We start from the raw sequence: 13,370 nt of genomic DNA, 5'->3' as shown, positions 1-13,370 counted from the left end.
TATGCAGAATAAGGGATTAGTTAGTATTATTATTACTACTTATAAAAGAGAATCTACAATGGTACAAAGAGCAATTAATAGTATATTGACTCAAACTTATGATAATTTTGAACTATTTATAGTGGATGATAGTCCTAATGATTTTGCAGATAGAGATAATGTTAAAAACATGGTAATTTCTTTAGGGGATGACAGAATTAAATATATTGAACATGAAACCAATAAAGGTGCTTGTGCAGCAAGAAATACTGGTATAAAAGCGTCTAACGGAGAATATATAGCCTTCTTAGATGATGATGATGAGTGGTATGATACTAAGTTAGAGAAACAAGTACAAAAAATGATTGAATCTAATTGTGATTTTGTCTACTGTAAAAAGCTAATACATGATAAAGTAGCTAAAAAGGATAAAATGGAAAAACATCAGTTATATAGAGGGAATGTTTTTGAAAAATTATTATGGAGTAACTTTATAGGACCAACATCAGTAGCATTGATTAAAAAAAATTGCTTTGACAAAGTAGGAATGTTTAATACCAAGCTACTAGCAGCTCAAGATTATGAAATGTGGTTAAGAATAGCTAAAGAATTTAAAGTGGACTTTGTAGATGAAGAATTACTTCATTATTACATTCATGAAGGTGACAGGATATCTAGTGATAGTTCAAAAAAAATACAAGGAATAGAAATGGTAAATAGTATTTATGCTGAGTATTATGAAAATAATAAAAGATTAAAAGCTCATAAAGTTTCAAATTTAGTGCCTAGATATATTAATAATAGGGATTTCACTAAGGCTAAAACAGCTTATTTACAAGGACTAAAAATAGATCCATTTTATATGTTAACAAAAGTCAAGTTCAATTTAAAGTGCTTACAATCCTTGTGTAATATAGTTATTCAAAGATAAATTAGGAGTAGTTATGAGTAAATTAAAGATGAATTTTATATATCAAAGTGCCTATGAATTATTAATTATTTTGTTACCTCTTGTAACATCACCGTATATATCAAGAGTTTTAGGCGCTGAAAAAATAGGTATATATTCATATACCTATTCTATAGCAAATTACTTTGTTTTATTTGCTATGCTAGGAATAAAAAATTATGGTAATCGTATGATTGCTAAATCAAGGGACAATAGAGAGGATTTAAATAGAACATTTAGTAGTATATTTTGTTTACATGCATTGATATCAGTATTTGTAATATTTGCTTATATATTTTATGCATTATTCATAGTAAAAGAAAATAGACTGTATGTATTTATCCAAGGGACTTACGTACTTGGAGCACTATTTGATATAAACTGGTTTTATTTTGGAATAGAGAAGTTTAAGCTTACCGTAACAAGAAATACAATCATAAAAATACTTACAGTAGTTTTAATATTTACTTTTGTAAAATCAAAAAATGATCTTTGGATATATGTAACTATAATGGCATTAGGGTCATTTATAAGTCAATCTATAGTGTGGTTCTTCCTAAGAAGATATGTATCTTTTGTAAAACCTACATGGAAAGAAGTTGAAATACATCTAAAGCCAATGGCGGTATTATTTATACCAGCTATTGCAGTAAGTTTATATAAAGTTATGGATAAAATAATGCTTGGTAGTCTTGCAACAAAGACTCAAGTTGGTTTTTATGAAAACTCAGAAAAGATTATTAATATACCCATGACGATTATAACTGCATTTGGAACTGTAATGTTACCTAGAATGTCGAATATGATTGCTAAGGGAGATAATAAGGAAACACAAAAGTATATAAAGATATCAATGAAGTATATAATGTTTATAGCTTTTGCTTTAGGATTTGGAATAGCGAGTATATCTCATGAGTTTGTTCCAGTATTTTTTGGTGATGAATTTTTAGTCTGCGGACCTTTAATTACTGTACTAGCCATTACAGTTCCTTTTATAGCATTTGCAAACATAATAAGAACACAATATTTGATACCTAGTTGCGAAGATAAAATATATATAGTATCTGTTTTTACAGGTGCTATAGTGAATGTTATAATAAACTTATTATTAATTAGTAGGTTACAAGCTATGGGAACCGTGATTGGAACAGTATTTGCAGAGATATCTGTATGTGTAGTACAAGCTTTTTATGTGAGGAAAAAATTACCTATTGTATCATATATTAGAAGTTTTATACTATTTACAATACCAGGTGGTATAATGTATTTAGTAGTTCGTATGATAGGAAATTATATGGGAGCTTCAATATTAACTTTGATAGTAGAAGTTGTAGTAGGAGGAGTAACATACTTATTATTAGGAGCTTTATATTTACTAATTACTAAAGATGAAATAATAATGAGTACTACAAAAAAAATCAAAAAAAGAATGCTTCTTCAAAGATAAAAATAGGTATATTATTACTAATTATATTAATTGTAAAAGTATAGGTGAAAAAATGAATAATTTATTAAATATCAAAAAAACAATACTAGTAACAGGAGGAGCTGGATTTATCGGTTACTTCTTATCAAAAGAATTATTAGAAAAAGGAATGAAGGTAGTTGGCATAGATAATATGAATGATTATTATGAAGTTCAACTAAAAAAAGACAGATTAACTCAATTAGAAAATTATAAAGAATATACATTTGTTAAAGGTGATTTAGCAGATGATAAATTTATAAATGATATATTCCTAAACTATGAACCAGATATAGTGGTTAATCTAGGCGCTCAAGCTGGTGTTCGTTATTCCATAATAAATCCTAAGGCATATATGGACTCAAATATGACTGGATTTTTCAATATATTAGAAGCATGTAGACACTCTTATGATGAAGGTAGACATCCAGTAGAACATTTAGTTTATGCATCGTCGTCATCTGTGTATGGTGCAAATAAAAAAGTACCGTATTCGACAGATGATAAAGTAGATAACCCTGTGTCACTTTATGCAGCTACTAAAAAATCTAATGAGTTAATGGCGCATGCATATTCAAAATTATACAAAATACCTTGTACAGGACTTAGATTTTTCACTGTTTATGGGCCGATGGGAAGACCAGATATGGCTTACTTTGGATTTACGAATAAATTAGTTAAAGGTGAAAAGATTCAAATATTTAATTATGGGGATATGCGACGTGACTTTACGTACATTGATGATATAGTAGAAGGTGTAATAAATGTAATGGGGAAAATACCAGATGAAACTGAAGATGGTGCTAAATATAAAGTTTATAATATAGGTAATAATCAACCAGAATCATTGTTATACTTTGTAGAAACTTTAGAAAAATGTTTGATTGAGGAAGGTATAATAGAAAAAGAAGGGGAAAGAGAGTTTTTACCAATGCAACCAGGAGATGTTTATCAAACATATGCTGATGTAGATGATTTAGTTCAAGATTTTAATTTTAAACCGTCTACTTCTTTGGAAGATGGCTTAAGAAAATTTGCCAGATGGTATAAAGAATATTATTGTAGTTAATTGTATAGAAGCCTATTCCTATATTATATAGGAATGGCTTTTTTACATTAAAGGAATTTATAATTTATATTATTTGTAGACAAATTATAAATTTTAATCTATTTAAATGGAGTTCCAGATGCATCTAAAGTGAAGTAAAAATACATCATTGGGCATGAGTGAAGCAAATTTTTTATTTCAGAGAAAGTATGTACAGATATAGAAGATTAAGATATACTATAATATGGAATTTATAGTGATTAAAATTAGATAGTAGTAAAATGGGAGAAAAAGATGAACAAAACAGTTAGAAAAGCAATTATACCGGCAGCAGGATTAGGAACTAGATTTTTACCTGCTACTAAATCACAAGCAAAGGAAATGTTACCAATAGTTGATAAGCCAACGCTTCAATATATTATAGAAGAAGCTATCGAGTCTGGAATAGAAGAAATATTAATAGTTACAGGTAGGAATAAAAAATCTATAGAAGACCACTTTGACAGATCTGTAGAATTAGAGTTAGAGCTTGAACAAAAAGGAAAAAAAGAAATGCTAAGTATGGTTCAAGAAATATCAAACATGGTTAATATACATTATATAAGACAAAAAGAGCCTAAGGGACTTGGACATGCAGTACATTGTGCTAAAAGTTTTATAGGGAATGAGCCATTTGCGGTTTTACTAGGAGATGATATAGTGGATGCTGAAACTCCGTGTTTAAAGCAAATGATACAGGCTTATGATGAGTATAAAACTTCAATTTTAGGAGTTCAAGAAGTTGCAAGAGAAAATGTAGACAAGTATGGAATACTTGATGTTAAACATATAGAAGATAGAGTTTATAAAGTTAAAGATATGGTTGAAAAGCCATCGGTTGAAGAGGCTCCGTCGAACATAGCTATATTAGGAAGATATATAATAACACCTGAAATATTTAATATATTAGAAAATCAAGAACCAGGAAAAGGTGGGGAAATTCAACTTACTGATGCACTTCAAACTTTAGCTACAAAAGAGGCTATATATGCATATAACTTTGAAGGAAGAAGATATGATGTTGGAGATAAATTAGGATTTTTAGAAGCTACAGTTGATTTTGCACTAAAAAGACCAGAACTTAGGAATGACTTTATAGAGTTTTTAAGAAGTAAATCTGACTATTCTATATCAATTAAATAGATTAAACAAAAAAGTAGGAAAATTATATTATATTTCCTACTTTTTTATTTGATTATTTAGTTTTTGTTGGTGAGTAAAATTCATAGATTTAGTAGTTAAGTTGTATTTTACTATTATCATTTAAATATTCATTATCTTCCATATCTATATCTTTATATATAAAGTCCTGAAGTACAACTGTTGAGTTTTTATCATATAGCCAAACCCATCCAGCATTTTTATAGATACCACCCTTTACATGAACATCATCGATGATTGGGAATTCTGCGGTTTTAATATCATCACTACTATTTATTATTCCTAATGCAGTTATACCTAAATTTAATAGTTCCGAACTGCTTAAGTTAGTTTTTACATAAGGAAGTATAGTATTTAATAGCTGGGGATATTTTGTTATAGGCATTGATTTAGCTTTATCAGTTATTGCCATAAGTACTTCCTGCTGTCTTTCATCTCTATCTATTGCACTGTCTACTTTTCTAACACGTGAAAAACCTAATGCTTGATAACCATTTAAAGTTTGTTTTCCTGGCGATGTTATTTGTTGGAACTCACCTTTACTTGATGAAGTATATACACCATAACATTTTTTTGCATATTTATTAATTTCAGCTAAGTTGTTAGCAGGCACATTAACCTCTACACCTCCAAGTACATCAACAATACTCATTAAAGCATTGAAATCAACTTGAATTATTTTGTCAAGTCCAATACCAAATTCATTTTCTATAGTTTCGAAAAGCATAGATTCTTTACCCCAGAAATAGGCAGTATTGAGTTTTCCTGGAGCACGTCCTGGTAATTGTACATAAGTATCACGAGCTAGTGAAGTTAGTTTAACACTTTTGTTATTATTGTCTATAGTAAGAATCATCATAGAATCAGTTCTTGATGCTGTCTCTCCAGGTCTAGCATCAATACCAGTTAAGAGAATATTAGTTACACCTTTAACTTCATCTATTTTTGAAATATAATCAGTGCTTTCATGTATTGAACCTAATTTAAAGTAAATAAATCCAAATACAAACAGAGGAACCGCCACTAATAGACATAAAAGTGCTATTATAGTTTTTTTTAGTTTTGACATTTCTTTTTCCCTTCTTGACCTTGCTAGTTAATATTTAATTTGTTTATCTACACATGTAAAAAATAAGATTATTATCTAAATGTGTAAACATATGTATAATTATACCGTAAATAATAAAAAAATAAAAGTTATACTTTTGTAATAAAATGTATGTGATAAACATTGTAAGAAAAAAATGAGTATGTTAGAATATATTAGTATATGTAGAAAAGTGTATAATGCAGATTAATAAGGAGGACATAGATGAAAAAAGTCATATGTATACTGCTGTTAATAGTAAGTATGGGAACTATGTATTATTTTTCTAGCCAAGATGGAGAGTCTTCTTCAATACAGTCTAATACTGTAGTTAATATAGTGGAAGAAATAAGAGATAGAGTAACTCTAGAAAATGAAACTCTAATAAAAATAAAAGATGGAATAAAGAATGCATTAAAAGGTCATAGTAAAAATATTTTAGTAAGAAAAGCAGCTCATTTTGCCATGTATGCTATAATAGGTGGCTTTATGATGATAGTAATATACATACTATCAAGACAAGTAATATTTTCGGCATGTATTTCATTTACCCTTACACTTTTATATGCAGTATATGATGAAAGAAGACAACTACAAATTTTAGGCAGAGAAGGTAGTTTAACAGATGTATTTATAGATTCATCAGGAGCATTACTGTCGATTTTAATACTATCATTTATATTTTTATTTGGAAAAGGGTTTAAATGTATATTTAAAAGATTTAGAGAAGCAGATGATAGTCTTGAAAAGTTTGAAAATTAAATGCTAATTTTAGTTAAATAGATAATAAATTATAATGTTATAAAAATAACCTGGGTAATCATACTATATGAACCCAGGTTATTTTTATAAAGGATAATAAAATCCAGTTATTATATTGTTTTTTAGATAAATTGCCATAGCAAAAACTATAATACATCCTGCTATAAAAGCAAAGTCCACGCCCTTTAGCTTTTCATAACTATACCAAGTTCTTTTTCTTTTCTTACCAAAAGATCTTAGTTCCATAGCATTTGAAACAGTTTCAATTCTTTTAATAGAAGAAGAAACTAATGGTACGAATATTGTAGTGTAATTTCTTAAAATCTCGCCGATGCTACCTTCGCCTTTGTGGAATGCTAGTCCCCTTGCTTGTTGAGCATCTAGAATATCTCTGTACTCACGTTGTACATCAGGGATATATCTAAATGCTATATTTACAGCATAAGCAATTTTATATGGTATACCTATTTTGTTCAAACTGCTGGCAAATTCACTTGGATGTGTTGTGAATATAAAAATAGCAGTTATTGGCATTAGTACTGCATATTTTAATGATATAGTTAAAACATAGAATAGAGTCTCTTTGTTTATATATGCATATCCTATGTTGATTAGTTTTGTGTTTGTTCCTACTAATTCACTTCCATACTGTGGCGTTATTAGTAGTATAAAAATTACGTTTATTATATTGAAAACAACCATTATCCATAGTAGTGGTTTTAATGTTTTTGATGGTATTTGTGCAAAATAAAGCATGATTGTACTAATTATTCCCATAACTAAGAACACTCTTATATCAAGAAACATTACTGTTATCATTGTCCAAGTAAGGAATAATAATATTTTACTTACACCACTTAATCTATGGAAAATAGAGTCACCCTCAATATATAGAGTTTGGGCTCTACTCATTGTCTTTCACCTATCTTTCATAATCTATAAAGAACTGTACAAAATCATCTGGAGTTTCTATACCAATAGCTTTTGCTAAAGTTGATAATGACGTTTCTTTTAAGTTTGCTTGTTTTATAATATTTTCATCAGTTAAAATACATGATGGTTTATTGTCTGCTATTTTTTTACCAGCAGAAAGTACCATGGCTCTATCACAATACTCTAGTGTTAATTGCATATCATGAGTTATAAGGATTATAGAAATTCCTTTGTTTGCTAAAGTTTTTATAAACTCCATAAACTCAGTATAGTGTTTGTGATCTTGTCCAGCAGTTGGCTCATCAAGAATTATGACATCTGGATTTATTGCTAAAATAGATGCTATAGTTACTCTTTTCTTTTGACCGTAGCTAAGTGCTGTAACTGGCCAGTTTCTATAAGGGTATAGACCGCAAATTTTTAGAACTTCTTCAACTTTTGTATCTATTTCTTCTTTTGAATACCCTCTGCATTTTAATCCTAAGGCAATTTCGTCCTTTATCATATGTTGAGATATCATTTGATTTGGATTTTGCATCACATATCCTATGGAAGAACCTTTTTTACTTATGCTCCAAGAGTCTATACACTCGTCTTTTAAGAAGATATTACCTTCTTTAGATTTTAATATTCCTGTTATAACTCTGCATAAAGTAGATTTTCCTGCACCATTGTTTCCTAGAACAGCTAGAATTTCACCTTTATTAAGGTGGAAAGATACATTTTCTAAAGTATTTTTATTTTTATCATGAGAGAATGTTAAGTTCCTCACCTCTAGAATTTTTTCTTCCTTATTATTGTTCTTCATAGAAATATTTGTAGATTCATTGTTGAACCAATTTTTAATTTTTTCTTTAGAGTCTTCGTCCAAGTTATTGAAGTCTCTTAAGTTATTTATTTTATCTAGATTGCAATTGGCATATTTCATAGCAGATACATAAAGAGGTTCTTTAAGTCCGCTTTTTGACAATATGTCTGACTTTAAGATATCATCAGGAGCACCAATAGCTTTAACTTCACCTCTGTCTATAACAATAACTTTATCAAAAGCTTGTTCTAGAACATCTTCAATTCTATGTTCAACTATTATAATAGTTTTGTTTGTTTTTTCATGAATACTATTAACTAACTCCATGACTTCTTTTCCGCTAGCTGGATCTAAGTTAGCTAAAGGCTCATCGAAAAGAAGTATTTCAGCATCATTGCCAAGAACTCCAGCTAATGAGACTCTTTGTTTTTGTCCTCCGGATAATTCATAAGGACTGTGATTAATAAAATCAACCATGTTTACTAATTCGAGTGCATTTACAACTTTAACTTTCATTTCTTTAACTGGTATGGCGTCATTTTCAAAGTTAAATGCAACATCTTCCCCAACAGAAAGGCCTATAAATTGAGAGTCTTGATCTTGCATTATTGTACCGACTTTTTTACTTACATCCGATAAACTTTTTTCATAAGGTTTAATATTATCTATTATAAGTTCGCCTTCAATTTCACCACTGTATGAAAAAGGAATAAGTCCGTTTATACAATGAGAAAGAGTAGATTTTCCAGAACCGCTTGGTCCTACTATTAAGACTTTTTCACCTTTATTTATAGTTATATCTATATTTTTTAAAGTTTTATCAACTACATTGTTGTATTTAAAACTAAAGTTTTTAAAACTTATCATTATATTCTCCTTATTTTTTACTTTATTTAGTCCTCGATTTTTAGATTGATATTTTAAGCAACGGAGATGGCTGAAGCGTAAGCAAAGCCATATCGTTGGCGCTATGTTATAAAAATTTTAAGCAACGGAGATGGCTGAAGCGTAAGCAAAGCCATATCGTTGGCGCTATGTTATAAAAATTTTAAGCAACGGAGATGGCTGAAGCGCGAGCAAAGCCATATCGTTGGCGCCATAGTGGATTAAAGATTGAGACTTTAGTCCTCAATCTTTAATCCACTATTTTTTTTATTTGCTCTAACAAAACCTAGTATAGTTGGAACTCCAATACCCAAAAATACTATTCCATTTGTAAATATGGCAAGAGCAGCTTGAATTTTCATTTTGTCTAAAGGTTCACCCATAACAACTACGTCGAAACCAGCAGCAAATATAAATGCTAAGATAATACCAATCATACCTGTAATTACAAGATATGAAACGTGGAACTTATTGCATAAACCATCTTTTATGCTAAATTTCTTGCATCTGAAAACTAGGCCCATAAAAAGACCCATAATACCAGAGCTTGCTACCCAGCCCCACCAGATTCCCCAACCAGCAATCATGTCAGTCAGCATATGACCTAAAAAGCCCATTGAAAATCCAACTAATGGACCAAATAGAGCAGAAAAGATTGCAAGTAGTGCTATGGCAGGTTTTAATTGTGTATTGGGACCAATGGGAATTCCAACAAATCCTAAGGCTCCATAAAGAGCAGCAGCAACGCCGATTGTCACTATTGTTTTTGTATCTATTTTGATCATATTACTTGTATTTCTCCATTTCCTTTAATTCTATTTATTTTATTACCTTATAATTTGATTTTAAATCAGAAATAATTTAACTAAAATATGAGTTTTGATTAAAATTTTATATAAAAAAATCTCTTTCCGGTAAGAAAGAGATTATATACGTAATCTTATCTTCCAGAATTCTTCTGTAGGAATTAGCACCTTTGTCTTTCGACCGGTTGCTGGGTTTCATAGGGCCAGTCCCTCCACCTCTCTTGATAAGGAATATTTTATTTAAGTTCCAGCGTATATTTTATAAAAAAAGTCGAAATTTGTCAAGTTCAAAAATATAATTAGATAATTTACAAATAGATTACAACTTAATAAGAAATATAGAGGAAAAAGGTTATATTGGGATATATTAAACTTATATAAGGATTATGGAGGGAATATATGAGTAAATTAAAGAAAATTTTATCTGCCGTATTAGTAGTATGCACAATAATTACTTGTGGTTTTACAAAGAATGTTGATGCAGCCTCAGTATATGGTAACAGCAATTCAAACATAAGTAACGGAGGTTACTCAGCGACCAGAGGGAACTACTCTTATGTAAGAAGCAGTAAGACATACAAAAAAACTGAAGAGTCAAACTATTATTATATTTACAGAACTTATAAAAATGGAAGTACAAAAAAACAAATAGTAAATAATGCAGCAGAAGAGCCATACATAAATGTAGTTGGAAATTATATATATTATGTGGGAGTATATGATTCAGGTAACAACTATGGAATATATAGAGTTAAAACTGATGGTACAGGAAAAACTAAATTAATAGGAAACTACGGATATAATTCATTTATTGTACAAGATAATTACTTATACTACATAAAGGAAACAACGAATAGTAATTATGATGAAGTGTCATCTTTATGTCGTTATAACTTATCAACTAAGAAAACTGTATCAACTTTATATACTACAACATCTAGATATATAGGTGACATGTCATTATCTGGAGGTTATATATACATATCAGCTATAGGGGATGAGACTTCTATAATCTACAAAATAAACAAAAAAACTAAGTCTAGAACAACAGTTTATAAATATAAATCAGGCAAAAAAGAAGAGTCTTGTATAGATGATATGGTTTATTATAAAGGAAATATATACTATACAATTTATAATGATAAAAATCTTTATGATGAAAATGACGATACTTGCCAAGTATACAAAATATCTTCTACTGGAAAAAATAACAAACGTTTATCAAAGCATTTTACTAAAGGCATAAATTTATATAATAATAAAATGTATTATATCAATACAAATGGTAGTATATGCTCAATGAAGTTAGATGGAAGCAGCCGAAAGACTATAAAAAAAGCAAGTAAAAATCAATGGTATTACAGTATAAATACTTCGAATAGTAGAATGTATTTTGGAAGAGTTGTAATTGATTCATATGATCCATTTGAAGGAGTGCTTAGTGATAATATATATAGAACGACTTTAACAGGTGCATCTATGGTTAAGATGTAACTTTTTTATAAATAAATGCTGTAGCATAAGTGACTAAACCTATGCTACAGCATTTTGTATTATCTTTTAAATTTAATAATTAAGTTGTACATTACTATTATCTTTTAAATATTCGTGCTTATCCATATCAATATCATTATTTATAAAGTCTTGTAAAACTTGTCTTGAGTTTAAATCATATAGCCAAACCCATCCGGCGTTTTTATATTTACCGCCTTTAACATGGACGTTATCGATTATTGGGAATTGTCCTTGTTTTATAGTTAGTGGTTTAAAATTATATGCTGTAAAAGCTATGTTTATTATATCTTGTGGAGTAAGGTTTGTAGATACATATGGAAGTAATGTATTTAATAAATGAGGATATTTAGAAAAATCCATATCTTTTACAGTATCTATCATAGAAAGAATAACTGTTCGTTGTCTTTGATCTCTATGTATAGCACTATCTGTAATTCTTATTCTAGTATAAGCAATAGCTTGATATCCATTTAGCACTTGTTTGCCAGGTGAACTTAAAAGCTTCATGTCCCCTTTATTAGAATAAGTACATTGCTGATATGAAGGTACAATATATTTATTAGTTATATCGACCTCATGTTCTTTAACGTCTACTTCCACTCCACCTAATATAAACACAATGTTCATCAAATTATCAAAGTCAACTTGAATAAATTTATCCAATTTTATTTCAAAGTTTTCTTCAATAGTTTGGAATAATAATTTTTCTTTACCCCAAAAATAAGCTGCATTTAGTTTACCTTTCCCTTTACCTGGAATATCTACATAAGTATCACGAGCAAGAGAAGTTAATTTTATATTTTTATTGTTGGAATCAATAGTGGCAATCATCATACAGTCAGAGCGATAAGCTAGCTCCTTTTCTCTTCCATCAGTACCCAATAATAATATGTTTGTTATACCATCTACTTTTTCATATTTAGATTCATAAGTATCTTCAACACTTGCACTTGTTGTATTTAACTTATTGTAAAAAGAGTAGAATGTAAAAACTGGAATGGCTATTAATAATGCTAATAATATAATTACTACTTTTGCAAATTTGAATTTTTTATTTTTTTGCGTCAAAAATTCTCCCCCTTTTCTATGTTTAATTGAAATTCATAATTGTATTATAACAAATATTGTAAAACTAGACTCTATAAAATAAAAACTATGCGTATTTATAAAATAATGTGGAAGGTTTAAAAGTATTATGAATTGTTAATGCTTGTAATTATTAACAATATTTTAGAAATCATATTTATAATAAAGGATTTGGAATCTATTAGTAGAATTATATTATAAGGGTATCGCTGATATTTAAGTAAAGGAGGAAGTCTTATGATTAGAAATATAAATAAATTTTCTAACCAGGATTTATATCCTAATATTGAAGAATTATTAAGCAAAGTAAATGAAGCAATAGTCACAGTTAAAGGTAAGTCTATGTCACCGTTAATAGTAGAAAATAGGGATAAAGTAATACTTGAAAAAAGAAATTTTACTAAATTAAATAAAGGTGAAATTATATTATTCAAGTCAAAGCATGGCAAATACTTACTTCATAGAATTCATGACATATCAGACTTGGGATACTTAACTATTGGTGATGGAAACTTACAGTTTGATGGATGGGTTAGGCCTTGTAATGTGGTGGCGGTAGCTCGAAAGATAATTAGAAAAGGAAGAGTGTTAGATTGTTATTCTTATTTTTGGGAAAATGTTTTCAAAGTGTGGATGGTTTTACTTCCTATAAGAGGGATTTTGTTGAAAATATACGAGGGTGTAGTTTATGTAAAATCTAAGTTGTTAACATAGATAAAGAGTTGCTGTGTTTAGCAACTTTTTTTTAGTAATATTACAAAATGAAGCTTATTTTTTGTTTGAAAAACTTACTAATATAAGATACAATAAAATTATTATATAAAACAAAGGGAATTTAATTAAAATA

Annotated in this window: 12 protein-coding genes and 1 riboswitch; of the genes, 7 read left to right on the top strand and 5 right to left on the bottom strand. The window is 28.9% G+C overall.

What is annotated here, in order from left to right; translation table 11 throughout:
• Position 1 precedes the first annotated feature (1 nt).
• From QX51_RS06345 to galU, 4 genes are all read left to right on the top strand, one after another.
• Positions 2-910, top strand: coding sequence for a glycosyltransferase family 2 protein (locus tag QX51_RS06345; protein WP_052232913.1), 909 nt, complete (start codon positions 2-4; stop codon positions 908-910).
• 13 nt (positions 911-923) lie between these two features.
• The gene (locus QX51_RS06340) at positions 924-2,375 is read left to right on the top strand and encodes a flippase (protein WP_039679060.1); all 1,452 of its coding nucleotides are present in this window, start codon (positions 924-926) and stop codon (positions 2,373-2,375) included.
• A 52-nt stretch (positions 2,376-2,427) separates the two neighbouring features.
• Entirely contained in the window at positions 2,428-3,462 is a 1,035-nt protein-coding gene (locus tag QX51_RS06335) for an SDR family NAD(P)-dependent oxidoreductase (protein ID WP_039679059.1), read from the top strand.
• Between the two features lie 273 nt (positions 3,463-3,735).
• On the top strand, positions 3,736-4,623 hold the full coding sequence (gene galU / locus QX51_RS06330) for a UTP--glucose-1-phosphate uridylyltransferase GalU (RefSeq protein WP_039679058.1): 888 nt from the start codon (positions 3,736-3,738) through the stop codon (positions 4,621-4,623).
• Between the two features lie 88 nt (positions 4,624-4,711).
• Here the strand turns inward: galU and QX51_RS06325 are convergent, their stop codons facing one another.
• On the bottom strand, positions 4,712-5,710 hold the full coding sequence (locus tag QX51_RS06325) for an LCP family protein (protein ID WP_039679057.1): 999 nt from the start codon (positions 5,708-5,710) through the stop codon (positions 4,712-4,714).
• Between the two features lie 243 nt (positions 5,711-5,953).
• Here QX51_RS06325 and QX51_RS19405 point away from each other — a divergent pair, with 243 nt between their 5' ends.
• Entirely contained in the window at positions 5,954-6,490 is a 537-nt protein-coding gene (locus QX51_RS19405; protein WP_052232912.1) for a VanZ family protein, read from the top strand.
• A gap of 84 nt (positions 6,491-6,574) precedes the next feature.
• Here QX51_RS19405 and QX51_RS06315 read toward each other — a convergent pair whose 3' ends face one another.
• The 3 genes from QX51_RS06315 to QX51_RS06305 form a co-directional block, all read right to left on the bottom strand.
• Positions 6,575-7,402 (bottom strand): energy-coupling factor transporter transmembrane component T family protein, encoded by an 828-nt coding sequence (locus QX51_RS06315; RefSeq protein ID WP_039679056.1) that lies wholly within the window; start codon positions 7,400-7,402, stop codon positions 6,575-6,577.
• A 10-nt stretch (positions 7,403-7,412) separates the two neighbouring features.
• Positions 7,413-9,098, bottom strand: coding sequence for an ABC transporter ATP-binding protein (locus QX51_RS06310; RefSeq protein WP_039679055.1), 1,686 nt, complete (start codon positions 9,096-9,098; stop codon positions 7,413-7,415).
• Between the two features lie 254 nt (positions 9,099-9,352).
• Positions 9,353-9,901, bottom strand: coding sequence for an ECF-type riboflavin transporter substrate-binding protein (locus QX51_RS06305; protein ID WP_039679054.1), 549 nt, complete (start codon positions 9,899-9,901; stop codon positions 9,353-9,355).
• A gap of 152 nt (positions 9,902-10,053) precedes the next feature.
• A riboswitch (SAM riboswitch) is annotated at positions 10,054-10,153 on the bottom strand.
• Between the two features lie 168 nt (positions 10,154-10,321).
• Between QX51_RS06305 and QX51_RS06300 the strand changes: the two genes are divergently transcribed.
• Entirely contained in the window at positions 10,322-11,416 is a 1,095-nt protein-coding gene (locus QX51_RS06300) for a DUF5050 domain-containing protein (RefSeq protein WP_039679053.1), read from the top strand.
• A 72-nt stretch (positions 11,417-11,488) separates the two neighbouring features.
• Here QX51_RS06300 and QX51_RS06295 read toward each other — a convergent pair whose 3' ends face one another.
• Positions 11,489-12,505 carry an LCP family protein gene (locus tag QX51_RS06295; protein WP_039679052.1) on the bottom strand — a complete coding sequence of 339 codons (1,017 nt, stop codon included), beginning with the start codon at positions 12,503-12,505 and terminating at the stop codon, positions 11,489-11,491.
• 255 nt (positions 12,506-12,760) lie between these two features.
• Here QX51_RS06295 and QX51_RS06290 point away from each other — a divergent pair, with 255 nt between their 5' ends.
• The gene (locus tag QX51_RS06290) at positions 12,761-13,237 is read left to right on the top strand and encodes a S26 family signal peptidase (RefSeq protein ID WP_039679051.1); all 477 of its coding nucleotides are present in this window, start codon (positions 12,761-12,763) and stop codon (positions 13,235-13,237) included.
• Positions 13,238-13,370 lie beyond the last annotated feature (133 nt).

This window comes from Terrisporobacter othiniensis, assembly GCF_000808015.1.
Taxonomy (GTDB): Bacteria; Bacillota; Clostridia; order Peptostreptococcales; family Peptostreptococcaceae; genus Terrisporobacter; species Terrisporobacter muris.
The sequence above is the reverse complement of the archived record's forward strand: the minus strand, read 5'-3'. Positions and strand labels throughout refer to the sequence as shown.

Excerpts from the sequence above, each read along its gene's own strand:
- QX51_RS06315 (WP_039679056.1), bottom strand. The coding sequence starts at position 7,402 with ATGAGTAGAGCCCAAACTCTATATATTGAGGGTGACTCTATTTTCCAT.
- QX51_RS06345 (WP_052232913.1), top strand. The coding sequence starts at position 2 with ATGCAGAATAAGGGATTAGTTAGTATTATTATTACTACTTATAAAAGA.
- QX51_RS06305 (WP_039679054.1), bottom strand. The coding sequence starts at position 9,901 with ATGATCAAAATAGATACAAAAACAATAGTGACAATCGGCGTTGCTGCT.
- galU (WP_039679058.1), top strand. The coding sequence starts at position 3,736 with ATGAACAAAACAGTTAGAAAAGCAATTATACCGGCAGCAGGATTAGGA.
- QX51_RS06335 (WP_039679059.1), top strand. The coding sequence starts at position 2,428 with ATGAATAATTTATTAAATATCAAAAAAACAATACTAGTAACAGGAGGA.
- QX51_RS06310 (WP_039679055.1), bottom strand. The coding sequence starts at position 9,098 with ATGATAAGTTTTAAAAACTTTAGTTTTAAATACAACAATGTAGTTGAT.
- QX51_RS06290 (WP_039679051.1), top strand. The coding sequence starts at position 12,761 with ATGATTAGAAATATAAATAAATTTTCTAACCAGGATTTATATCCTAAT.
- QX51_RS06300 (WP_039679053.1), top strand. The coding sequence starts at position 10,322 with ATGAGTAAATTAAAGAAAATTTTATCTGCCGTATTAGTAGTATGCACA.
- QX51_RS19405 (WP_052232912.1), top strand. The coding sequence starts at position 5,954 with ATGAAAAAAGTCATATGTATACTGCTGTTAATAGTAAGTATGGGAACT.
- QX51_RS06325 (WP_039679057.1), bottom strand. The coding sequence starts at position 5,710 with ATGTCAAAACTAAAAAAAACTATAATAGCACTTTTATGTCTATTAGTG.
- QX51_RS06340 (WP_039679060.1), top strand. The coding sequence starts at position 924 with ATGAGTAAATTAAAGATGAATTTTATATATCAAAGTGCCTATGAATTA.